Below are 24,200 nucleotides of genomic sequence, written 5' to 3' on the forward strand. Positions count from 1 at the left end.
ATGAAACGATATAGATTTTTATTTCTGCTGCTGGCGGCATTGTTTATGACATCCTGCCTGGACGAACATCCTAAGGATCAGTTGGACGAGGATGCCATCTATGGCTCTGCATCTGATATTTATATCAATGCCGTGGCTTCTCTCTATAATTATATAGGTGGAGCTAACGAGAGTGAGGGCATCCAGGGCACCTGCCGTGGCATTTACGATTATAATACGCTGACCACCGATGAGGCGATGATTCCGATTCGAGGCGGCGACTGGTATGATGGTGGCCTCTGGAATGCCATGTACCAGCATCGGTGGAGTGCCGATGACCAGTCTCTTTATGATACGTGGAAGTACCTTTATAAGGTTATCGTGCTGGCTAATAAGTCTTTGGATATTATCAGCAACAAGTCGGCCCTGCTTTCTGCCGCACAGCAGGAGGAATATCGGGCTGAGATAAGAGCCATCCGGGCTATGTTCTATTACTATGCTATGGACATGTTCGGTCGGGTTCCATTGGTCCTTTCCAGTGCAGAACAGCTCCATTCCAGCCTGTTCCAAGGTCAGACAGATCGCAGTTCTATCTTCCAGTTTGTCTTTCAGGAGTTGCAGCAGGTATTGCCTTCACTTCCCGACCAGCACAGCAATAAGGAAGGCAATTATTATGGTCGCATCACCCAGCCGGTAGTCAACTTTCTGTTGGCGAAATTGGCTTTGAATGCAGAAATCTATATGTATGATGACTGGACCCAGGGTTATGCGAGCCGTCCGAAGGGACGTGACATTCATTTCTCTGTGCCGGCTTCTGATGCCTCTTTGCGTAATGGCGATAAGGTGGACTGCAGGAAGTTGAATGCCTGGGAAACCTGCATTTATTATTGTGATAAACTGGCAGAAGAAGGCTATGTCCTGGAGTCGGATGATTCATTCAATTTCTCTACGCATAATGAGACATCGAAGGAGAATATCTTCACGATTCCGATGGATAAGAATATCTATACCAACCAGTTCCATTATCTCTTCCGCTCTTACCATTATACGCATGGCGGTGTCTTGGGATGGGGAAGTGAGAATGGTACCTGTGCCACGATTTCTACGATGAAAGCCAATCATTATGGCGAGACTGATGAAGATGCCCGTTGCAAGATGAACTTTGTGGCGGGAGTGGTAAAGGTAGATGGTCATGAACTGCTGATGGATAATGGAAAGCCGTTGGAGTATCAGCCTTTTGAAGTGGCTCAAAACCTGACCAACAGTAAGTTTGTCAAGACGGCTGGAGCGAGAATGGCGAAGTATGAGGTGGATAGAACCTCTTATATGGACGGCAAGTTGCAGAGTAACGACATAGTTCTTTTCCGCTATGCAGATGCTTTATTGATGAAGGCAGAGGCAAAGGTCCGAAACGGAGAGAATGGTGATGGGGAGTTGAATAGGATTCGTGCCCGTGTGGGAATGCCTTACCGTAAGGCTACGCTCGATAACATTCTGGAAGAGCGGTTGCTGGAGTTGGTATGGGAAGGATGGCGTCGTCAGGATCTCATCCGTTTCGGCAAATTCACCGGTGCCTACGATCTCCGTACGCCTCTTCAGGGTGAATCCTCCGGCTACACCACCGTCTTCCCGATTCCTCAGAAATGCATCGATTTAAATTCTGAATTGGTACAGAATAAGGGATATGTCAATATTTTGAAGTAAAGAAACTTGAATAGTGTATATGAAACGAGAAAAGCTCGCCAGGACTTTGATGGTCTTGGCAAGCTTTTCTCGTTTTTATTTCCCGAATCTGGAAGTATCTACTTCTTCATGCTGCTTGGTCTTGTAGCCGCCGAAACGATAGGTGAGGGAGAGGCCGATGATTCTGCCAAAGTACATGTCCGTCCCCCTGTGCTTTTCCTCACGGCTCGTTCGGCGGTGAATGATGTGGTAGAGGGATTTGAATTGGGTGGCAATGATTATCTGAAGAAGCCGTTCTTCCTATCCATCAACAAGCGCATCGAATGCTTCTTTGAAGTATTTGTCGAACCACTCGGCTGGGTGATCTGTTATCTGATGCTTGCCTGATTTCTCGATGTGAATGGCAACAATGTCGCCAAAATCGGAAGTGCCATCAATGAAAAGAATGTTTTCAAAAAGTGGTAGAGAGGCTCTTACTCGTTTGATGCCTTCCGTGAAGTTATATTCTATCACGTCTTGGTTTACATTATGACCGCCCATTGTGTATCTTTGGATAACACGAGATAGAGAATCTTCTTTCGAGGATAAGCCGAAAAAGATGAGGCTGATTTTATAACCTGCATCTTTAAAATCCTGAACAAGATTGACTGGCAAATCTGTAGAGAAGTTCGTTTCGAAAGCAAAATTCTTGTTTTGTGAAATGGCTTCTTCTTTTTCTTTCATCAATGAAGAGATAACTGTTCCATCTATCCATCGCTCTATCCAATCAGGATGTTCGTTTCGAAGAGACATTGCTAGAAGGTCTCCGTCAAAAGCTTTTACTGTAGAATAAAATATTCCAAGCCTACTTTTGCTAGCTCCATTTGGACCGGCTATAATTGTAAATTCAGGTCTTCTTTTCATAATCTTAATAGAAAAAGAGGTGTTATGAAGTAATTAATGGAGTAAGTAACTCATTTTCCCCTTTCCTGGAGCTGCAACTTGTTTTATGATAGTATATTCGCGTGTCGCAAAATCAAGAGTTGCTTCTACATCGCTTCCATCAGGATTAGCAAGATAGGTTTTTCCGTTTTCAAAATACGGCACGGAAATGCCTTTCGCCCACGCTTCCAGGTAGATTCGTTCCACCTCATCGTGTACGGCATTATTGATTTCCCGAATCGTCTTGCCATTCGAGAGTCGCCAACCTTCTATTTCTTCATATTTGCACATAAGCCTTTAACCTTTAGAAAACCTTTGAAAAATCTACTGCAAAAATACGAGGAATCTTTTTAATAGCCAAATGTTTTAACCTCTTTTTTCTATCAGCTCTTATCTGAAGCATCTGTTTTTGAAAGTTTTTCCAAAAAAGGTTTGTGGTTTCAGGAATAATGGCTAATTTTGCGGGCTGAAAGGGGAATCGCTTGATAGGCGATGATTCTTGGAATGATATAATATAAATAGGATATGGATAGAAAAAATGATGGCCTCAGACTGATGGATGGGGCTGGATATAAGAAGATAATAATAGCTTGTGACTCTTATAAGGGCTGCCTTTCGAGCAGAGAGGTGAATGAGGCGATTGCTTCGGGAGTGAAGGAATGGAATGCGGAAGATGCTTCTCCCGAAATCATTACCCTGGAAATGAGTGATGGGGGAGAGGGTATGCTCGATGCTTTTCTTTCGGCGATGAAGGGAGAGCGAGTGAAGATTCATGCCCATGATGCGCTGATGCGATGGATTGAGGCGGAATACGGAATCGTGAATGATACAGCGATTATCGAGATTGCGCAGACCGCCGGATTGGCTCTGATTGAGCCTGAACAGCGCAACCCGATGAAGGCTACTTCCTGGGGCGTGGGCGAGATGATTATGAGTGCCTGGAGCCGGGGCGTGCGACGTTTCATCGTGGGCTTGGGCGGCAGCGCCACATCCGATTGCGGCATTGGAATGCTCAAGGCGATGGGCGATGACTGGAAGAAAATCCGACAGGAATGCAGCTTTGTGCTAGCTTCGGATGTTACCAACCCGCTTTGCGGCGAAAATGGGGCGGCTCATGTCTTTGCCCCTCAGAAGGGAGCTGATGCTAAGATGGTGCAGATGTTGGATGATAGAGCAAGGAAGTTAGCCGAGGTAAGTGCCAAGCATTTCGGATATGATAGGAGTGAGGCTCCTGGGGCTGGTGCAGCCGGCGGACTGGGCTATGCTTTCCTGCAATATTTCAATGCTGAGGCTCGTCCAGGGGCTGAACTGCTCTTGGATGAAATTGGTTTTGATGCGCTCATTCTAGATGCAGATCTCGTGATTACGGGCGAAGGTCATAGCGACCGTCAGACCTTGATGGGGAAGTTGCCGCAAAGAATTCTTGAGCATGTTACCAATCAGAAAATATGGCTAGTATCGGGCGGAGTTAGCGATAGAAAGGCTATGCTGGATGCAGGATTTGATAGAGTTGTTCAGGTTACTCCTGAAGAAATGCCATTGGATGAGGCGATGAAGCCAGAAGTGGCTCGTAATAACATAATAAAGGCAATTCGTGAGCAATTTGCTTTGTAGTTTCAGTTATAATCTGTACCTTTGTGACCGTTTTCAAATAAGGTAAGAATAATGAAGTATATAATTTTTGATTTTGATGGAACCATCGGCGATTCGCAGAGTCTCATTGTGAAGACTCTGCAGGATACGATGCGTGCAAGAAAGCTGGAAGTGAAATCGGAGGAGGCTTGTGCCAAGACCATCGGTCTTCGATTGGATGAGGCCTTCGTTTCGCTCTTCGGAATGAGTGCTGAGGAGGGAATGAAATGCGCAGCAACCTATCGCGAGATTTTCCTGGAGAACAAGAAGACGATTAAAGTGCAGCCCTTCCCTCATGTGATAGAAACCCTGAGAGAGTTGCATCGCTGTGGGTTTGTATTGGGTATGGCCAGCAGTCGAAACCATTGCTCGCTGGATGGATACGTGCATCAGATGCAGCTGGAGGATATATTCTCTTCCATTGTTGCAGGCGATGATGTGGAGCATGCGAAGCCGGCACCCGATATGGTCTTCAAGGCATTGAAGGAGATGAAGGGAACGGCAGATGAAACTCTCGTGGTGGGCGATATGAACTTCGATGTGGATATGGCGCATCATGCCGGCTGCAAGGCCTGTGCTGTGACTTATGGCAACGGAACCCGCCAACAGCTCGCCTCTGCCGAATGGATCATCGATGATTTCGCAGAACTCCTGGAAATCGTAAAAGAATAAACTGAACTCTGAATAAAAAGATATTTTTATCCTTGCTGGAATAAAAAAGCGGATAAAGTTATCTTTTTATTCATTTTTTTATAGTACCTTTGCACCCGCAATTGGTTCGCTGCCACCTTCTGCCGCCTCAGGCAGGATGAGTGCGTAGTGATTAAAAGGGAATCGGGTGAGAAGCCCGGACAGTCCCGCTGCTGTAAGCGTCTTATTGCGGCAAGCACCATGGTCACTGACATTTTTTCGGGAAGACCGCTTGCCATGAGTTTTGCATCTTAAAAGAAGATGCTGGGAGGACGCAAGTCAGAAGACCTGCCGTTGCCATCGGAAACAATATGATGAAAGAGTGTCTTTAGGATAAGAGATTCCGATGATTCTATCCAACCCCGTGGGATGGGTTCGTGATGGAGACACAGATAATAATATAAAAGATAGAATGAATGAAGGCATTGAGGATATTTTGTCTCGGTGGCTTGCTACTGTTGTATGCACAAGTGGGTATGGGGCAAGATTCCATTCGTACCGAGCATTTGCAGGAAGTAAAAGTGAATGCTCGGCAGCACCGGATACTTACGAGCACATCGCCTCTCCAACTTTTGGACAAGGGGGATATGTTAAGGCTCGGCGTTACGGATATGGCCGACGCCTTGCACCGAATGCCAGGCATCAATCTGCGCGACTATGGTGGAGCTGGAGGAATGAAGACGGTAGCTGTGCGTGGATTCGGAGCGGGACACACGGGCGTGAGTTACGATGGTGTGCTGCTCAGCGAATGTCAGGGCGGCGAAATTGATGTGTCCCGTTATTCGCTCGACCAAGTGCAGACTTTGCGACTCACCATTGGCGACAACGACGACATCTTCATCTCGGCCCGGCAAGCCTCGGTGGCAGCTTTGCTTGCCATCGAGACCATGAGCGAGATTCCCATCGACAAGCAGCCTCACCTCTCTACTCAGTTGCAGGTGGGGTCCTTCGGATATGTCTCGCCTTATCTGCGCTATGTGCAGAGATTGTCAGATAGGTTCACTCTCCAGACGATGGGTGAGTACACCTATGCCGAAAACGACTATCCTTTCATTTTGCACAATGGTAAATATACTACCCATGAGCGAAGAACCAACAGTCGTATGAACTCGGGGCATGGCGAACTGAATATGCACTGGATGATGGGCAGACGAGCCGATGGTATGAGCCGGAACCAATTGTGGGCAAAGATTTACTATTATGACAACGACCGACAGTTGCCTGGCATCGTGAGATATTATACCAATGTAACAGCCGAACAGTTGCACGACCGCAACGCCTTTGCTCAGGCGAGGTGGCAAGCCAGAAGTCTTGATGACCATTGGATGCTGAAGGTGCAAGCCAAGATGAACTGGGCGAGCTCTGCCTATCAGGACACGCTCGTGGCAAATCGACGCAATGATGCTACCTACTGGCAGAGGGAATATTATACTTCGGCAGCACTGATGTGGATGCCGGATGATAGCTGGGCGCTGGATTACTCTGCCGACTGGATGATGAACTCGCTCAACAGCACCCTCGCCACCGACCTGCGACCTCATCGACATGGCATCCTGCAGTCGCTCTCTGCCCGATATGCGAAGGGAAGATGGGTAGCTCTTGCCAGGATGCTGGTTTCGGTTTACCTCAACAGCGTGGGGCGCAAGATAGAGACTCTGCAAGGCAGCGCCAATCCTACCAAAGCAGGACAGGCTGCCAAGGATGCACGCCGGCTTTCGCCATCGCTTTCGCTTTCTTATCGGCTCCTGGGGAATGGTACTGCCAGCGATGAGCTTTATCTCAGGGCTTCGTACAAGGACATCTTCCGGGTTCCTACTTTCAACGAGAACTATTTCTTCCATTATGGAAGTTCAGATCTGAAGCCTGAGAAAACCCGACAGTTGAATGTCGGGCTTACGTGGAAAAAAACTTCTTCAGGAGGTGGGGGGAACGGCGAATCCTTACGTTACAAGGAATGGAATGTTCAAGCAACGCTGGACGGCTACTGCAATCGGGTGACCGACAAGATAGTGGGCGTTCCTTACAATATGTTCGTTTGGCGTACTGTGAACTTGGCACGGGTTGATGTCGTTGGCGCGGATGCCTCTTTGCGTGGCACCTGGCAGATGGCTCCGGGGCAGCAACTCTCGCTGCAAGGGTCGTATAGCTACCAGCACGTGGTGAACCATACCGACCGCTCGTCCAAATATTATGGCAATCAAGTAGCCTATATCCCTTTGCACTCGGGCAGTATTGCCTTGGGGTGGGAGAATCCCTGGGTGAATGTCTCGCTCCATGGGCAGGGAATGAGCAAGCGATGGGCCAACAATGAACACTATGATGGCACCGAAGTGGGTGGTTACTGGGACATGGGGTTGACGCTCTATCGTCAGCTGGACGGACTGACTCTTTTGGGGAAATCCCTGAGAGGTGTGAAGGTCAGGATGGATGTGAAGAACCTGCTGTCTGAGCAGTATGAACTCGTAGGGCATTATCCGATGCCTCGCCGCAGCTGGATGTTAAGCATCGGGTATAACTTCTAGATAGTAACAAATTAGATTCAAATATAAACAGAAAAAGAAAATGAAAAAGTATTTATTAGGTTTGGCGGTGCTCTTGATGGGTACTGCAGTGATGACATCATGTAGCGACGACAACGATGGTCCTGAGACTTATCTCCAGGAGTACAGCACGGGCGCTTATGTCGTGAATTCAGGTAACATGTATAACAAAATTGAGAGCTCTCTCACAGCTATCGACTATGCTTCAAGCACAGCCACACAGAAAGTATTCAAGGCGGCTAATGGTCGTCCGCTCGGTGATACTGCCAACGACGGCATCGTATATGGCAACAAGATTTATCTTGCCGTAGATCAGAGCAACACCATCGAGGTAATCGACAAGAAAACCAAGCAGAGCATCAAGCAAATCAAGACCACAGACCTGCTGGGCAATGCCGAGGGCGTCCATCCTCGCCATATCATCGCCGACGGAGGCAAGGTTTATTTCACTACATACGGTGGCTATGTAGCAGCCGTGGACACCACAGATTTTGCTCTTCAGAAGAAGTGGAAGGTGGGCAGCTATCCTGAGGGCTTGGTCATCGGTAATGGCAATCTCTACGTTGCCAACAGCAACTATGGTGCTGGTGGTGGCAACATCTCTTGCATCAATCTTTCCAACGACAATGTAGAGACAAAGAATATTGAGGGGGTGAACAATCCTACCAGCATCTATTATGCATCTAATGTTTTGTATGTTCTCGACAACCAGTATTATGATGCTTCTTATAATGCTTATGGCGAGAATGCCCTACGTGCAGTGAGTTTCGCCGAGGGCAAGTCTCAGAAGGTGGCAGATGGCAACTATGCTGTATGCGTAACCCCTAGTGCTACAACACGTATGGATGTGGTTCGTCCTTATTTCTATGTGCTCAATGCACCTTTTGGCAGCACTCCTAGCGTGAGTGTGCTCGTAGCAGGAAGTACACAACCACAGGCGATGACGCTCTCAGAGATGCCTGTGAGCCCATGCGGCATCTTCGCCGACCCATTGAACGGTCATATCTTCGTGCTCTCTAATAGATTGGGCGATAATGGCTATGCCAACTATAGTGATAACGGCTATGTAGTGGAGTATGACAGCGCTGGTCAGAAGCTGCATGAGTATGAGACTGGTGTAGGTCCTTGCGCTATGTTCTTTGACTCTGCCTACAAGACTGCATACACAGAATAAAATGTCGCGAGACAGATGATTATATGATTCATCCAATCCATGGGGAAGTGTCGTTTCGGCGCTTCCCTTTTTTTTTGTCGGGTATGCTGTTTTATATATATTTTTTTGCGCCAAAGAATTGCCATATTGCCATATAGATAGGTTATCTCTTTGATTACGAATGTGTTATGTGTATGGCAATTCTCTGTTCTTCGGTTCTATCTGCCATATATTGCCATAAAAACAGCGAAATATAGGTGTTTTAGAGGGATTTTGGGGTGAAAACTAAGAGAGCATTGAGCAAAAATCCTTTTTTTCGGTTCAATGCTTGGCTTTTTCATTTGTTTTTTTGCAATTTAACTGACGACATAGAAGAAATTACGTCCCGACGTAGCATCTGATACGTCCCGACGTAATAATCGTTATGTCCCGACGTACAGCCAGATACGTCGCGACGCAGTTTCCTGAACGTCCTGGTTGCATCTGGTAAAGCTTTTGAAAACGGCTGCATAGAAACAAAAAAGAGGGTGTGTCATAAGTCTATGGTGCACCCTTTTCGTTTTTCTTCTTTTTCCAGATACAGAACTGAAAAAATTGTTTTTATTTACAACAAAGCCCAAACTTTCACAAGCTCGGGCTTTGCCTTTCCGCAAAAGATTTGTATCTTTGCAGAAAACTTCTTTAAGTATGGCAAAGATACAAATAAAATCTGAAACTCGGCACGAATTGAGCTTTTTTCCTAACTCTTTCGATGATTATGTGCCAAAAGACAGCAAAGTTCGTATGGTGGATCGTATTGTTCGCAGTATGGACATCAACCCTCTCATGGATACCTATGATGGGATTGGTGCTCCTCCTTACAGTCCGAAGATGCTTCTAAGTTTAGTTGTTTTTGCCTATATCAATGGCGTTTATTCCTGTCGTGGCATAGCGGACGCACTTAAATACGATGTTCGCTATATGTGGATTTGTGGAGGTAAGCAATTATCTTTCGCAACAATCAACCGCTTTAGATCCAATCATATGATTAAATGCATCGACTTTTATTTTGATGCAGTCGTCTCCATATTGGTTGAAAAGGGCGTGATTAGTCTGGAGGAACAATATGTTGATGGCACTAAGATAGAGTCGAAAGCAAACAAGTACACGTTTGTATGGAAGAAGACTGTGGAAAAGAACAGGGCTAAGCTCTTGGAAAAGACCTCTGCTGCATTGGCTCAGATAAAAGAACAAATTCGCCTGAATGGCGGGAGTGACATTAAGGAAGAAGACAGCGAGCCAGCCACTTCCGCCAAGGATGTAGAGAGAAGTGCACGTTTGTGTGAGAGGCAAGCTAAGAACCTTCCTAAGGCAAAGCTTACAGGAAGAGAGAAGCAAAAGCTAAATACTCAGATAGATCACTTGTTCAAAGCCTCGGACAAACTGTGCGAGTATGAAAAATCACTGGATATACTGGGCGAGAGAAACAGTTACTCCAAGACTGATCCCGATGCGACCTTCATGCGCCTCAAGGAAGATGCCATGAACAATGGGCAGACAAAGCCTGCCTATAACCTTCAAATTGCGACAGAGAATCAATATTGGACGAATTTCGCCCTTTATCCCAATCCAACAGACACCCTGACCTTCAAGCCTTTTTTGGATAAGTACAAGAAAAGATATGGAAAGCAATCCAAGAGCGTCACCGCAGACTCAGGGTATGGCTCGGAGGAGAACTACGAGTACCTAGAGATGGAAGAAATGATGGGTTATGTAAAGTACAACTGGTTTCACAAGGAACAGCATAAGCCTTTCAAGGAGGATGCCTTCAACCAAGCGAACTTCTACTACAACAGGGATGATGACTATTATGTCTGCCCCATGGGACAACACATGGAACCTTGTGGACAACGGCAAACGAAAAGTGACTCCGGCTATGTGTCTGTCATTACATTATATAGAGCACAACGATGTGATGGATGTCCGCTTGGAAGTCTCTGCAAGAAATCCAAAGGCAACAGAACCATATATGTCAACCATAAACTGAATGCATATAAAAAGGAAGCCTTCCTGCTACTAACGTCTGAAGAGGGCTTGAAACACAGAAGCCAGCGACCGATAGAGCCGGAAGCTGTATTTGGGCAGATGAAGGCGGATATGCATTATAAGCGATTCAGGCATTTTGGAATGGACAAGGTTTATATGGATCTAGGATTGTTCGGAATGGGATTCAATTTGAAGAAATATTTGGGTATAAAACGATAAAACTCAATTTTGGTTGTTTTATCGTCAGGGATAACTATGCCCTTTTGTGAACTTCTTGCCTGTTTATAATAGAGAAGATCGGAAAAAGTAAAATTTGCAGACGATATAATATGATTCCCTTTTTGGAATAGGCTACGATACTTCTAGGATTATGCAATAAATAACATAAAAGAGGGTGCGCCATAGACTTATGACACACCCTCTTTTCTTTTGTTTTTTATAGTTTCAGAACCGAGTCCTTCTTTTCTTTTTCGAATCTTTATTCCTCCATCAACTTGCGGTAGCGACCCTTCTTGATTTCTGTATCGCCAAGACGGCGCGCCTTGTTGATTTCATACTCAGAATAGCTGCCCTCAAAGAAGAAGACCTCACCATTGCCCTCGAAGGCAAGAATGTGGGTACAGATTCGGTCGAGGAACCAGCGGTCGTGGCTGATTACCACCGCACAACCGGCAAATGCTTCCAAACCTTCCTCCAATGCACGCAGCGTGTTCACGTCGATATCGTTGGTAGGCTCATCGAGGAGCAATACATTACCCTCCTGCTTCAATGCCAAGGCCAACTGCAGACGGTTACGCTCACCACCCGAGAGAACACTGCAGAGCTTGCTCTGGTCGGTGCCTGAGAAGTTGAAGCGGCTGATGTAAGCACGTGCATTCACATCTCTGCCACCCAGACGCAAGGTCTCGTTGCCCTGGGAAATCACCTCGTAAACAGTCTTTTGTGGGTCGATGTCCTTGTGCTGCTGGTCAACATAAGCCAGCTTCACGGTTTCACCCACCTCGAATGTTCCGCCGTCTGCCTGATCCAATCCCATGATGAGGCGGAAGAGGGTAGTCTTGCCGGCTCCGTTAGGACCAATCACACCTACGATGCCGTTAGGAGGAAGCATGAAGTTGAGGTCGTTGAAGAGAACCTTCTCGCCGAACGCCTTCTTAACGTGCTGAGCCTCGATCACCTTGTTGCCCAGACGAGGACCATTAGGGATGAAGATTTCCTGTTTCTCCTCGCGCTCCTTCTGCTCCTGGTTGAGCATCTGCTCGTAAGAGTTCAGACGAGCCTTACCCTTAGCCTGACGGGCCTTAGGTGCCATGCGAACCCATTCCAACTCGCGCTCCAAAGTCTTGCGGCGCTTAGAGGCAGTCTTCTCCTCCTGAATCATTCGCTTGGTCTTCTGGTCGAGCCATGAAGAGTAGTTGCCCTTCCATGGAAAACCCTCGCCACGGTCCAGTTCCAGAATCCACTCGCTCACGTCGTCGAGGAAGTAGCGGTCGTGGGTTACGGCGATGACGGTACCCTCATACTGCTGCAGGTGCTGCTCCAGCCAGTCGATGCTCTCAGCATCCAGGTGGTTGGTAGGCTCATCGAGCAGGAGTACATCCGGCTTCTGCAAGAGCAGACGGCAGAGAGCCACGCGGCGGCGCTCACCACCCGAGAGATTGGTAACAGGCCAATCGCCAGGAGGACAGTGCAGGGCAGCCATCGCACGCTCCAGCTTGGAGTCGATGTTCCAGGCATCGGTAGCATCAATGATATCCTGCACCTCAGCCTGGCGCTGCATCAGCTTGTCCATCTTATCAGGGTCTCCGTAATATTCTTCGAGACCGAACTTATTGTTGATGTCCTCGTATTCTGCGAGTGCATCATAGATTTTCTGCACACCCTCCATCACGTTTTCCTTCACGGTCTTGTTCTCGTCGAGCGGAGGATCCTGAGGCAAGTAGCCCACAGAGTAGCCTGGGCTCCAAACCACCTCACCCTGGGTAGGTTGCTCAAGTCCTGCGATGATTTTCATCAACGTAGATTTACCGGCACCGTTTAAACCGATGATACCGATTTTTGCTCCGTAGAAGAACGATAGGTAGATGTTCTTCAGAATCTGTTTCTGGTTTTGTGGGATAATCTTAGATACGCCCACCATTGAGAAGATAATCTTCTTGTCGTCAACTGTTGCCATGTATATAAATAAATGTGTATTTGTGAATAAATTGCCGAAATAGGCACTAACAGTTGCAAAGATACATTATTTTTTTGAAATTCTCGCCTTTCTTTCAAAGAAAAGTTGTATATTTGCATTGATAACATCAAATAGAGGCATTTTGTAATGCTTCTTTCATCTTTTAAAAAGAAAGGATATTTATGGATACAACCTATATAGACCTGACTGTTCGCCTGTCTCTGGCTCTCATTTTAGGAGGAGCGATAGGTATCGAAAGAGAATACCGTGCCAAGGAGGCGGGGTTCCGCACTCACTTCTTGGTAGCCCTGGGTAGTGCGCTTTTCTGTGTAGTTTCCCAGTATGGATTTGGCTTTGATCTGAAGGATTCCTCGCGCGTTGCTGCCCAAGTGGTTTCGGGTATCGGATTCCTGGGTGCCGGTACCATCATCTTCCAGAAGAATGTGGTCAGGGGCTTGACAACGGCTGCTGGTTTGTGGGTGACGGCAGCTATAGGATTGGCTTGCGGAACGGGTATGTATGTGGCTGCAGCTATTACTACGATGATGGTGTTGATGGGACTGGAGGTGCTGAATTATCTGATACCGCAGTTGGGAACCTCTACCATCGAACTGAATTTCTCTGCTCCATCAAGGGACAGCGTGAAGGAATTCATCAGTAAAATCAAACAGAAAGGCATGGAAGTTCATTCTTACGAACTGAAAGAACGGAGATTTTCTAAGGAAGAATTTGTGGAAGCGAGCATTGAAATAAAAGCCAAACGGGGTTTCCATACGCTGGAGATTCTGGATTATATGAATGATTTCTCGGACGTCACGATTTCGACGATTAAATAGAAAGAAAAGATAAAAAGGAGTTAAGACCATCATCTTAACTCCTTTTTATCTTTATATGCTTAGAAAATCCTAGCCAGATAGTCGTAATGTTCGCCTTCTGCCACGAGTTCGCCATGCATACCGCAGGTTTCGGCGATGGATTTGAGCAATGGGAAATCTACGTAGAGCCAGTCGAAACAGTCTCCCTTAATGTCTTTGTAAATCATCTGATAATCCACTTCACCATAGTAGGCACCATTCAGATTGATGTCGAAACTTCCGTCTTCATTCTCGTAGATATATTTGAGGTCGGAGGAATCGATAAGAATCTGTCCGCCCTTGTTGAGCAAAGCCTTGAGACGGTTGAAGAGGGTAGGGAGATGTTCTATCTTTCCGGCGATACCCGTTCCGTTCATCAGGAGAAGGATGGTATCGAACCCTGTTTCCAGATGTTCATCGAAAAGATTGATGCATTCCGCATCCTTTACTCCTCTCAGTTCCATCGCTTCGCAGCTCAGAGGAGAAATATCAATGGCTTTTACCTCCAAGCCCTTCTCCTGCAAGGCGAGCGTATGGCAGCCGCTGCCGGCTCCGATATCCAGTACACGCCCTTTTGTGAGTTGCAAGGCCTTCTGCTCCAGCATCGGCATCTCCTCAACTTTTCTGAAGAGATGTTTCACCGGCATTTCGTCCTCTTCGAACATAGAAGAGAGCACACGTAATCTTCCTGCTCTTCCCGATTTCTGATAATCAAGGATAGCGGCACCCATCGGGTCTTTGTCTTTTGATAATATCTTTGTATTCATTTGTTTTGCAATTTATGTATCGAGTAACCATTTCCATACAGGTATTACTTCTTTTTGAATCATAACTCAATATTGTTTAATTGATTTTACAAAAATACAACTATTTTGTTAAACCGACTAAACAATATGCATAATTTAACATGAAAGTCTCTTATATCATAGATGATGATCATTTTTTAAAGATACCAGATAATTATCTGCTGCTTCTTAATATTTCTCCTACCTTTTGCTTTTCGCTTTCAAAATTGAATTGCTGATAGATGATAATGGCATTCTGCAAATCTATGATATGAGGAGCCATCAGTCTGAGGGCTTTCATCTTGCTGTCACCAAAAGTGAATATATTCATCATGCTGACGGCTTGGGCACAAGAATAGTAACAGCCGAGACTTGCCACTTCTATCAGATCGAACTTGTTGTCATCAAAGCTTGCCTTCTTCACCTTATTATATAGTTTGGAGAAGGAAGCATCATCGAGACAATAGCCGTAATCCATTCTGCCATCAGGATCACATCTTCCATCGTAGAGGGGTGGAGTTGGGTGTGGTTGCTGTACATTCGACGTCTGGCTGTTGGGTTCTATGATTCTTGTATCGTACTGCACTACCTTTCCGTTTCTATCGAAGAAGATCGTGATGTACTTGGAATCTCCAAACAGATTATTATATTTGGCATATTCCCATTTGTCCCCATACATGTCGAAACTGGTGAGCTTAGGTTCTCCCAAGATGGCAATCACTTCTTGTTTGGTCATTCCGCGCTCTACGTTTCTTTTTCCTTTAGCCGAAGCCGAGAGGCATACGGCAAACATCAATATGGTTGTGGCGATGAGCGCCATCCAATCATTCCTTTTCATAAGCTAAACTGTTTTTATAAGTTATTATATTGTTTTATGGTTGCAAAAGTACAGCTTTCTTTTGAAATAAAAAGAGAAGGATTCCCTAAAGTAGAAGGGAAAATCCCTATTTCTGATTTTTGTTATTTGGTTCACTTTTCAGGAATGGCTGTGATTATAAAAAGAGATTATTATTTACTGCTAAAGCCTAATATGACTGAATAAACGCACCGAGACGACTGAGTAAGTAACGAAAGGCGTTTAATCAGATTCAATGAACTAATATATTAAGTATACAAAGCCTGTTTCTAGAAGATTCCGACTGCAGTCAGCAGCTCTGCTGAGCCTAGTCAGCAGGTCTGCTGACTGCAGTCGGAAGGTCTGCCGAGCCTAGTGGCAACCCTCTTTAGTAGTACGACTATACACCTTTTAGTTGTACAACTATACATCTTTTGGTTGTACGACTATATACCTTTTAGCTGTACAACTGTATACCAACTTTAGAGTCGAACCATGAAGCGAATAAGTTTACGGCAAGACATCCGCAGCAAAAATTTGTGGCAGACCCAACAATGACTCGAAGTAATACAAAGAAGAAAAAATAAAATGAAAAAGTCCGTAGAAAAGCAAATTCCCACGGACTTTTTATATAATATTTGTAATGATAATCTTATGCCTTGAAGCTCTCCAAGTCTTCTGCCTTGAAGTTCTGGATGTATGCTGAATGGCCGAGAACTTCCTCCTCTGCCATGCGAACATAAACATTTGCACTCTTGGCAAACATCTCTGGTGCCTTGGTAGCATCGTCGAGGATGAGGAGAGACATTACGATGTCGCCAGTCATGTTGTAGAGACGGCGAGCCAGGAAGTCGTGAACTGCCTGATCGTTAGCTTCCTTCACCTTGTTGATGGCTGCCTCGTAAAGTTCTACAAGCTTAGCAACACGCTCCTTTAATGCCTTCAAATCATCTGATACCTCGTTCTCCAACATCTCCTTGATTATGCTGAGATAAGTACCGTTGGTGATGTAGCGGATAGCTGCTACTACCTGAAGCTGGGTGGTTCCCTCGTAGATAGAGAAGATGCGGGCATCACGGAACAGGCGCTGGCACTTGTACTCCATGATGAAACCTGAACCGCCGTGGATGCTGATGGCATCGTATGCATTCTGGTTAGCATACTCTGAGTTCATACCCTTAGCCAATGGAGTGAATGCATCGGCAAGACGGGTGTATTTCTTCATCTCCTGACGCTCCTCTGGAGTGAGCTTAGTGTCGCGGGCGATGTCTTCCAAAGCCTTGTAGATATCTACGTAGCGAGCGCAGCAGTAGAGAAGTGAACGGCCTGCATCCAACTTAGCCTTCATTCTTGAAAGCATGTCGTATACAGCAGGGAAGTTGATGATCTTCTCACCAAACTGAGCACGCTCCTTGGCATAAGCCAAGCCCTCGTTGTAAGCCTCCTGCTCAACACCTACACTCTGAGCTGCAATACCCAGACGGGCACCATTCATCAGAGCCATCACGTACTTAATCAAACCGAGACGGGTGTTACCGCAAAGCTCAGCCTTGGCATTCTTGTAAACCAACTCGCAGGTTGGAGAACCATGAATACCCAACTTGTGCTCGATGTGACGGACTGTTACGCCACCATCACGCTTGTCGTAGATGAACATGGAAAGACCACGACCATCCTTTGTGCCTTCCTCAGAACGAGCCAGAACCAAGTGGATGTCTGAGTCACCATTGGTGATGAAACGCTTCACACCGTTCAGACGCCATGTGCCGTCCTCATCCTGTGTAGCCTTCAGCATTACGCGCTGCAAGTCAGAACCTGCATCAGGCTCAGTCAAGTCCATACTCATGGTCTCGCCTGCGCAGATGCGAGGGATGTACTTCTGGCGCTGCTCCTCAGAACCGAACTCATAGAGTGTATCGATACAGCTCTGGAGCGACCAGATGTTCTGGAAACCGGCATCGGCAGCAGCGATAATCTCTGAAGCCATAGAGAAGATGGCGTTAGGCAAGTTCAAACCGCCGTAACGACGAGGCATTGACAAGCCCCAGAGGCCAGCCTTGCGGGTAGCATCGAGGTTCTCGAATGTCTTGCTGGCATAGATCATGCGACCGTTTTCCAAGTGTGGACCTTCGAGGTCAACATCCTCAGAGTTTGGTTCGATGATGTTAGCAGCTACATCGCCGGTAATATCCAGCAATCGCTTGTAGTTCTCGATGGCATCCTCGTAGTTTACTGGAGCATCTTCAAACTGGTCTTTTTCTACATAATTTCTTTCCTTCAAGTCCACAACACGCTTCATGAGCGGATGATTCAAGTGGAACTCTATTTCAGGATGGTCTGTATAATAATTAGCCATTTTGCTTTTCTTATTTAAATAATGTGTAATGCAGATTACTTAGAATTCTGCTTGTAGTACTTGATGAGCTTAGGAACCACATCCTCAACATTGCCGTTGATAACGTAGTCGGCAATCTTGTTGATTGGAGCATCAGGATCGTTGTTTACAGAGATGATGATGCCTGAATCCTGCATACCGGCAATGTGCTGAATCTGACCAGAGATTCCGCAAGCGATATATACCTTAGGATGAACGGTAACACCAGTCTGACCAATCTGACGGTCGTGATCTACCCAACCTGCATCTACTGCAGCACGAGAAGCACCTACCTCACCATGGAGGAGATGAGCCAACTCGAAGAGCTGGTCGAAGCCTTCTTTGCTTCCTACGCCATAACCGCCGGCTACGACGATGGCAGAACCCTTCAGGTTGTGCTTGGCAGCCTCTACGTGGTGGTCGAGTACTTTTACTACGAAGTCCTCAGCAGGAACATACTTGCTTACCTCTGGATAAACCACTTCCTTCTTGCACTCACCCTCGTAGATGCTCTTCTGCATCACGCCAGAGCGAACGGTAGCCATCTGAGGACGGTGGTCTGGGTTTACGATAGTAGCCACGATGTTACCACCGAAGGCAGGACGAATCTGATAGAGCAGACCCTCATAGTGCTTACCACTCTTCTTATCGTCGTAATCACCGATTTCAAGTTCTGTACAGTCGGCGGTAAGACCGCTGGTCAATGAAGAAGAAACACGAGGACCGAGGTCGCGACCGATAACGGTAGCACCCATCAATGCAATCTGAGGCTTCTCCTCCTTGAAGAGGTTGACGAGAATGTCTGTATGAGGAGCTGAAGTATATGGGAACAATCCCTCAGCATCGAAAACAAATAATTTATCTACACCATAAGGGAGAATCTGATCCTCTACCTGACCCTTGATGCCGGTACCAGCCACGATGGCATGGAGCTCCACGCCCTGCTGGTTAGCGAGCTTACGACCCTTGGTGAGCAATTCCTGAGATACCTCGGCAACGGTTGTGCCTTCTACCTCGCAATATACAAATACGTTGTTCATTGTCTTTTCAAAATTATCCGATAATACTTTCGTTCAACAATTCCTTCATCAGTCCGTCGATGTCTTCATCGCTGCTGGTCAAGGTCTTGCTTTCCTTAGCCTGGAACACGATGTTCTTCACGGCCTTCACCTTGGTAGGTGAACCGCTCAAACCGCATTGTGCAGGGTCGCCGTCAACATCGGCAACACTCCACTGGTTCAGAGTGAGGTAAGGGCGCTCTTCATAGAGGTTGGCCCAAGGCTCATCACCCTTGCGCTCCATAGGGCAGGTAGCGTATTTATATTTCATTACGAGCTTCACGTTGCATGGGCGACATGGAGCAGCACTTCCGTTTACGGTGATAACCAATGGCAATGGAGCCTCAACAGTCTCCACACCACCATCAATGAGGCGGCGTATAGTAGCCTTGCCATCCTCTACCTTGAGGATTTCCTCTGCGTAGGTTACCTGGTTCAATCCCAACTTCTGAGCCACCTGCGGACCTACCTGGGCTGTATCACCATCGATAGCCTGGCGACCACCGATTACGATGTCAACGTCACCAATCTTCTGGATACCAGTAGCAAGGGCATAAGAAGTAGCCAATGTATCAGCACCGGCAAAGAGACGGTCGGTAAGCAACCAACCTGTATCAGCACCACGATAAAGACCCTGGCGGATGATTTCTCCAGCACGTGGAGGACCCATGGTCAAAATTCCAACTGTAGAACCTGGATTCTGCTCTTTCAAACGGAGAGCCTGCTCCAATGCGTTCAAATCTTCAGGATTGAAGATTGCAGGAAGGGCAGCGCGATTTACTGTGCCTTCGGCGGTCATCGCATCCTTACCCACATTTCTTGTGTCAGGTACTTGCTTGGCAAGTACTACGATTTTTAAACTCATATTTTTAAAAATGGTTATTGTTATAATTTCCTAAGTTTGTTAGTGCTCAGTACTCAAGTTGTACGTCGTCTAGTGCGATTGTCAGACTTGCTATCGTCTAATAAGTTACTGTCCAATGTTCAATTTGGGACAAAACACGGGGGCAAAAGTAACACTTTTTTATGGCTTACGCAAATATTTTATAAAAAAAATGCACATTTAGACTTGCTTTGTGCGCAAAACGCAAGAAATGTGCAAGTTTTTTAGAACGTCCGTACTTAACTTTGCTGGCTTATTCAAAGCTCTTGAGTCGAGCGATATATTTGCCCAGAATGTCGAATTCGATATTCACTACCGTTCCCACTTCGATGTCGCAGAAGTTGGTATTCTCTCTGGTATAAGGAATGATAGCAACGGTAAATGTGTTGTCTGTAGGATCACAGACGGTGAGCGAAACGCCGTTAACGGTAACGCTGCCCTTGTCGACCGTGAAATATCCTTTTCTTGCCATTTCCTTATTGAGCTCATATTCGAAAGTAAAATAAGTAGAGCCATCAGCGTCTTTCATTGCGATACATTTGGCAGTCTCGTCCACGTGTCCCTGTACGATATGACCATCCAGACGGCCGTTCATCACCATCGAACGTTCCACGTTTACCTTGTCGCCCACCTTGAGCAGACCCAGATTACTGCGGTCCAGGGTTTCCTTCATGGCAGTAACGGTATAAGTACCGTCCTTGATTTCCACCACAGTGAGGCAGACGCCGTTATGCGCCACGCTCTGGTCGATGCCGAGTTCATCAACGAAAGAGCACTTCAACGTAAAGTCGATGTTCTCCTTATCATGTCTGATAGCTACGACGGTAGCCATTTCTTCTACGATTCCACTAAACATATATTCTATTTTTATTTGATTTCATGATTATTTAGAATGCAAAGATATTGCATTAGCTAGAAACAGCCAAATTATTTAAGTTCTTTTGATAAAATAAGCAAGATATATTTGTTTAATTGCCATATTTTTTATATTTTTGCACATCATAATATATGCACATGATAAATGTGATATACATGTCTTTCCAAAACTCCACCGAATATGAAGAATAATGAAGACTATATAATAAGGTATAGGAGCAGCAAGATTAGATAACACAGTTTAGGTAACAATAAAAACATTTGAAGACAATGGAAATCAAGGAAGGTTATATGCCCTTCATGGGCTATCAAACATATTATCGTATCGTAGGTAAAACAGAGGAGGGCAAGAGCCCTATCATCCTCTTGCATGGTGGACCAGGCAGTACCCACAACTATTTCGAGCTATTGGATAGGGTAGCGGAATCAGGTAGAGCTGTCATCATGTACGACCAGTTGGGCTGTGGCAACTCATTTGTGGAGGGACATCCCGAACTCTGGACTCCTGAGACTTGGCTCAACGAACTCTGTGTGCTCATCGACTATCTCCACATCGACCATTTTCATCTCTTGGGACAGTCGTGGGGTGGCATGCTCGCCATCATCTATCTGATAGAGAAGCAAGCAAAGGGCGTGAAGTCAGCCATCCTCAGCAGCACTCTTTCGAGCAGCAAGCTTTGGGCAAGTGAGCAACATCGCATGATTAAGTTTATGTCGGAGGAAGACCAGCGTGCCATCGCTGAGGCTGAGGCGAAGAATGACTTTTCGAGCGAGGCGTATGCCAAGGCGAATGAACACTTCATGCTCCTGCATTGTGCCGGTGAGGTGACGGAGGATAGTCCAGAGTGTCTTCGCCGGAAGAAGCGTGCTGGTGCTGAGGCTTATCTCCATGGTTGGGGACCAAACGAATACACTCCTACAGGTACACTCCGTGATTATGATTACACCGATCGCCTTGGCGAGATTCAAGTGCCATGCTTGGTGATGAGTGGCACCAACGATCTCTGCACTCCTTTGGTGGCAAAGACCCTCTATGATGGTATCTCCGAATCCAAGTGGCATCTCTTCGTAGGAGCCCGCCACATGCCTTTCGCCGAGCAAAATGATGAGTATTGCCAGGTGCTGGAAGAATGGATGGAGGAGAAAGATTAGGCTCTTTGGAATTATTTGAAGCGATTCAATTCTTCATTACCAGCACCTTGACCCTTGTATCGACTTCTTGACGTATTGAAGTTATACTGGAATGTCAAGAGCAAGGAACGGCTATCGCTGGTGTTGCTTTGCCAAAGCGTGACATCCTTATTGTAGAATAGTATGTCACGATTGCTCTTGTTGAAGATGTCGTTACCTTCCAGTGTAACCGAGAAACGATTCTTGCAGAAAGCCTTGTAAAGTTTTGCATTAAGGCTAGAGGAAGAACTGAGCTGCATGTTCTCCTTGTTTCCACGGCTGTTCCATTCCATGTCAATGTTCATCCAGATGTCACCTGGCAGATGGATGGCATTCTGGAACTGCACGATACCCAATGGATTGCCGAAGGACTTGTGCTCACCGAGATACTCCCCAGAAAACCATTGCTTGATGATACCGGCATTGACCTTCGGTTGCCAAATCCCGACTTGGAATTGTGCGCCAACGAATGCTTGTAACTCTTGTATCTTGGGCGCATTCTCCAAGGTGAGATACTTCATCTCTCCATTTTCTCCGTAAGGTTTTGAGATGTTGATGATGGCATCCTTTTTGTAATCGTATGATACCTTTGCAAAAAATTGCTTCCATGCACCCATCAGTTCCACGGAATGAATCTTGACAGGAGAAAGATAAGGATTGCCACTTCCCAAGAGCAAACGATTGACATAGGTGACTGTCCCATCTAGGTCTTCGTATGATGGACGCTGCGTCTTGCTGGTGTAACTCAATGCCCATTGTGTCTTTCCTATCTCTGTAGAAATAGACAAGGAAGGGAACACATTGTTATAAGTCTTGCTTTGGTCTTCCTTGAGTTGTCCATTCTCCGTATATTTGAAGGTGACATGCTCGTAGCGAAGACCTGCCTCAACTGCGATTTTACCCAACTGCTGACCAATGGAGAAGAAACCTGCCATATTCTTCTCGTCACTCTTGGTGTTGCTATTGCCAATGGTAGCCATATTGATATGGAAATCATTCAACATCTGCGAGGCGATATATTCATTGCCCACTTCGATTTGTCCTTTCCACAGAGGATAGCTCAATACCAACTTTTCTGCAAACATTCGGGAGTGTCCGATGCTCGTAGAAGCCACCATTTTCTGCTGTTGGTTCCCATTTGTCTCTTCCTGATCGGAAGTTTCTCGCTTCTTTCTCCACATGTAATCCAGGTTGAAGTCGATGCCCAGTTTGCCCACCTCACCATTATAATAAATATTGGCATGGTGTTTTGGCACAGTATGCTTTCTCCCTCTTTTTACTGCGGAAACTTCTTCGTCCAACTCTCCATCGGCATACGATGTCGAACTATAATCGGAATTCGGCTTCTGCAAAGCAGCTCCATTCATATAGTAGGCACCGATAGAATGATGCTCGTTGATCATCCAAGAGAATCCAAACTTGCCAAAGAACTCGTTGTTTCTCATGTGGTTGAAGCTCTTTATATTCTGAAGCCAAGAGGTGGAACCTTGCGTTTCCATCTTCATGTTTTCAAGACTATAGAATTTACCACCATAATAGTTGAGATTGGTGAATAGTTCCAGTCCACCTGTGCGATATTTCAAGTTGGCTTGCTCCATGCTAGAGGAATAGTGTCGAAAACCATTTTGCGCACGAAGCGTTCCTCCAAAGCCTTCACCTTGTGGCAATTTGGTGCGAATACGGATAACAGACTTGACGGAGGCGTCATACTTGGCACCAGGATTGGTGATGACTTCCACATTCTTGATGTCTTGCGAATTGAGCTGTGAAAGTTCATTCTTGTCTTGTACGGCACGACCATTAATATATATAAGAGGTGTACCCTTGCCAAACACCTCGAAGTTTCCATCTCTGCCTGTGACCATTGGTATTTGTCGAAGCACATCGTTCGCCGTTCCTGCATGTTCTAACTGAGAGTTGGCTACTGTTGTAACCAAAGCATTGCCCTTGATGGCTACAACGGGGCGTGACGATTTTACCACGACCTTTTGCAGATGCATGGTTGCCTCTTTCAAGGTGATACTGCCAATCTTACCGGTATCAAAGGTACGAGTTTGCGTCTGATAACCTACGCAACTTACCTTCACGATGGCTTTTCTTATCTCGCAAGGTATGACAAACTGACCATTTTCATTGGTCACACCACCCGTAATGAAAGAAGAATCTTGTACATTCAACAAACTGACATTGGCAAAATCCACAGGATGATGCTGGACATCCACAACACGTCCTATCATTTTGATAGGTGTCTTTTGAGTACATTCCACAAAGATGTTTTTACCATCTATCGTCATCTTCATGGGATAAAATCCGATGATTTGCTCGATAGCTTCAGGGGCTGTACGCTTCACGATGTGAGTGGTAACCGTAAAGTCTTCCAACTCATTGTACATGAAGTTGATACGATAATCTCTTGTGCTTTTGGCAAGTGTAGTAAGTGCTTCCGACATAGAAGTGTTGCGGAAGTTATGGCTGATACGTTGGGCATGGATGGGTTGGAATTGGAGCATCAATAAGACAAACCAACATGCCATCAACTTGATATATTCTTGTTTTTTCATTGCTT

General features: G+C 46.1%; 19 protein-coding genes, 1 pseudogene and 1 riboswitch. Of the genes and pseudogenes, 10 read left to right on the forward strand and 10 right to left on the reverse strand.

Annotated elements, in window-relative coordinates; all coding sequences use genetic code 11:
• Positions 1-1,683, forward strand: a complete 1,683-nt coding sequence (locus ONT08_RS13505) for a RagB/SusD family nutrient uptake outer membrane protein (RefSeq protein WP_264960186.1) — start codon at positions 1-3, stop codon at positions 1,681-1,683.
• A gap of 186 nt (positions 1,684-1,869) precedes the next feature.
• Positions 1,870-1,959: pseudogene (locus tag ONT08_RS13510) on the forward strand (DNA-binding response regulator); the annotation flags it as partial.
• 3 nt (positions 1,960-1,962) lie between these two features.
• On the opposite strand, the gene ONT08_RS13515 reads toward ONT08_RS13510, so the two are convergent.
• Both ONT08_RS13515 and ONT08_RS13520 read right to left on the reverse strand, forming a co-directional pair.
• Positions 1,963-2,565, reverse strand: a complete 603-nt coding sequence (locus tag ONT08_RS13515; protein ID WP_006846405.1) for a hypothetical protein — start codon at positions 2,563-2,565, stop codon at positions 1,963-1,965.
• Positions 2,566-2,598: 33 nt separating this feature from the next.
• A complete protein-coding gene (locus ONT08_RS13520; protein WP_006846406.1) occupies positions 2,599-2,874 on the reverse strand; it encodes a hypothetical protein in 276 nt (91 codons plus the stop codon).
• Positions 2,875-3,108: 234 nt separating this feature from the next.
• Between ONT08_RS13520 and ONT08_RS13525 the strand changes: the two genes are divergently transcribed.
• The 5 genes from ONT08_RS13525 to ONT08_RS13545 all read left to right on the forward strand — a co-directional run bounded on the left by ONT08_RS13525 (position 3,109) and on the right by ONT08_RS13545 (position 10,842).
• Entirely contained in the window at positions 3,109-4,197 is a 1,089-nt protein-coding gene (locus tag ONT08_RS13525) for a glycerate kinase family protein (protein WP_264960187.1), read from the forward strand.
• A gap of 51 nt (positions 4,198-4,248) precedes the next feature.
• A complete protein-coding gene (locus ONT08_RS13530; protein WP_264960188.1) occupies positions 4,249-4,887 on the forward strand; it encodes an HAD family hydrolase in 639 nt (212 codons plus the stop codon).
• An 85-nt stretch (positions 4,888-4,972) separates the two neighbouring features.
• Positions 4,973-5,215, forward strand: a riboswitch (cobalamin riboswitch).
• Between the two features lie 106 nt (positions 5,216-5,321).
• Positions 5,322-7,427: a TonB-dependent receptor plug domain-containing protein gene (locus ONT08_RS13535; RefSeq protein ID WP_264960189.1), complete on the forward strand. Its 2,106-nt coding sequence runs from the start codon at positions 5,322-5,324 to the stop codon at positions 7,425-7,427.
• Positions 7,428-7,467: 40 nt separating this feature from the next.
• Positions 7,468-8,619, forward strand: a complete 1,152-nt coding sequence (locus tag ONT08_RS13540) for a YncE family protein (protein WP_264960190.1) — start codon at positions 7,468-7,470, stop codon at positions 8,617-8,619.
• A 666-nt stretch (positions 8,620-9,285) separates the two neighbouring features.
• Positions 9,286-10,842 (forward strand): IS1182 family transposase, encoded by a 1,557-nt coding sequence (locus tag ONT08_RS13545; RefSeq protein ID WP_118200255.1) that lies wholly within the window; start codon positions 9,286-9,288, stop codon positions 10,840-10,842.
• A 259-nt stretch (positions 10,843-11,101) separates the two neighbouring features.
• Here ONT08_RS13545 and ettA read toward each other — a convergent pair whose 3' ends face one another.
• Positions 11,102-12,799: an energy-dependent translational throttle protein EttA gene (gene ettA, locus ONT08_RS13550; protein WP_264960191.1), complete on the reverse strand. Its 1,698-nt coding sequence runs from the start codon at positions 12,797-12,799 to the stop codon at positions 11,102-11,104.
• A 182-nt stretch (positions 12,800-12,981) separates the two neighbouring features.
• Here ettA and ONT08_RS13555 point away from each other — a divergent pair, with 182 nt between their 5' ends.
• Positions 12,982-13,635 carry an MgtC/SapB family protein gene (locus ONT08_RS13555; RefSeq protein ID WP_264960192.1) on the forward strand — a complete coding sequence of 218 codons (654 nt, stop codon included), beginning with the start codon at positions 12,982-12,984 and terminating at the stop codon, positions 13,633-13,635.
• Between the two features lie 59 nt (positions 13,636-13,694).
• Here ONT08_RS13555 and ONT08_RS13560 read toward each other — a convergent pair whose 3' ends face one another.
• Complete coding sequence (locus ONT08_RS13560; RefSeq protein ID WP_118085516.1) at positions 13,695-14,420, reverse strand: class I SAM-dependent methyltransferase; 726 nt, start codon at positions 14,418-14,420, stop codon at positions 13,695-13,697.
• Between the two features lie 193 nt (positions 14,421-14,613).
• Positions 14,614-15,276: a DUF4476 domain-containing protein gene (locus ONT08_RS13565; RefSeq protein WP_118085515.1), complete on the reverse strand. Its 663-nt coding sequence runs from the start codon at positions 15,274-15,276 to the stop codon at positions 14,614-14,616.
• Between the two features lie 36 nt (positions 15,277-15,312).
• On the opposite strand from ONT08_RS13565, the gene ONT08_RS13570 reads away from it, so the two are divergent.
• Positions 15,313-15,480, forward strand: a complete 168-nt coding sequence (locus tag ONT08_RS13570) for a hypothetical protein (RefSeq protein ID WP_181985815.1) — start codon at positions 15,313-15,315, stop codon at positions 15,478-15,480.
• Between the two features lie 445 nt (positions 15,481-15,925).
• On the opposite strand, the gene ONT08_RS13575 is transcribed toward ONT08_RS13570, so the two are convergent.
• The 4 genes from ONT08_RS13575 to ONT08_RS13590 form a co-directional block, all read right to left on the reverse strand.
• Positions 15,926-17,629, reverse strand: coding sequence for an acyl-CoA dehydrogenase family protein (locus ONT08_RS13575; RefSeq protein WP_117729293.1), 1,704 nt, complete (start codon positions 17,627-17,629; stop codon positions 15,926-15,928).
• A gap of 35 nt (positions 17,630-17,664) precedes the next feature.
• Positions 17,665-18,687, reverse strand: a complete 1,023-nt coding sequence (locus ONT08_RS13580) for an electron transfer flavoprotein subunit alpha/FixB family protein (protein WP_006847062.1) — start codon at positions 18,685-18,687, stop codon at positions 17,665-17,667.
• A gap of 13 nt (positions 18,688-18,700) precedes the next feature.
• On the reverse strand, positions 18,701-19,570 hold the full coding sequence (locus ONT08_RS13585; RefSeq protein WP_006847063.1) for an electron transfer flavoprotein subunit beta/FixA family protein: 870 nt from the start codon (positions 19,568-19,570) through the stop codon (positions 18,701-18,703).
• A gap of 271 nt (positions 19,571-19,841) precedes the next feature.
• A complete protein-coding gene (locus ONT08_RS13590; protein ID WP_022120073.1) occupies positions 19,842-20,444 on the reverse strand; it encodes a riboflavin synthase in 603 nt (200 codons plus the stop codon).
• A 290-nt stretch (positions 20,445-20,734) separates the two neighbouring features.
• Between ONT08_RS13590 and pepI the strand changes: the two genes are divergently transcribed.
• Positions 20,735-21,616 (forward strand): proline iminopeptidase, encoded by an 882-nt coding sequence (pepI, locus tag ONT08_RS13595; protein ID WP_264960193.1) that lies wholly within the window; start codon positions 20,735-20,737, stop codon positions 21,614-21,616.
• A gap of 11 nt (positions 21,617-21,627) precedes the next feature.
• Here the strand turns inward: pepI and ONT08_RS13600 are convergent, their stop codons facing one another.
• Positions 21,628-24,195 (reverse strand): TonB-dependent receptor domain-containing protein, encoded by a 2,568-nt coding sequence (locus ONT08_RS13600; protein ID WP_264960194.1) that lies wholly within the window; start codon positions 24,193-24,195, stop codon positions 21,628-21,630.
• Between the last annotated feature and the right edge of the window lie 5 nt (positions 24,196-24,200).

The sequence above is a fragment of the Segatella copri genome, assembly GCF_026015465.1.
Classification (GTDB): domain Bacteria; phylum Bacteroidota; class Bacteroidia; order Bacteroidales; family Bacteroidaceae; genus Prevotella; species Prevotella copri_E.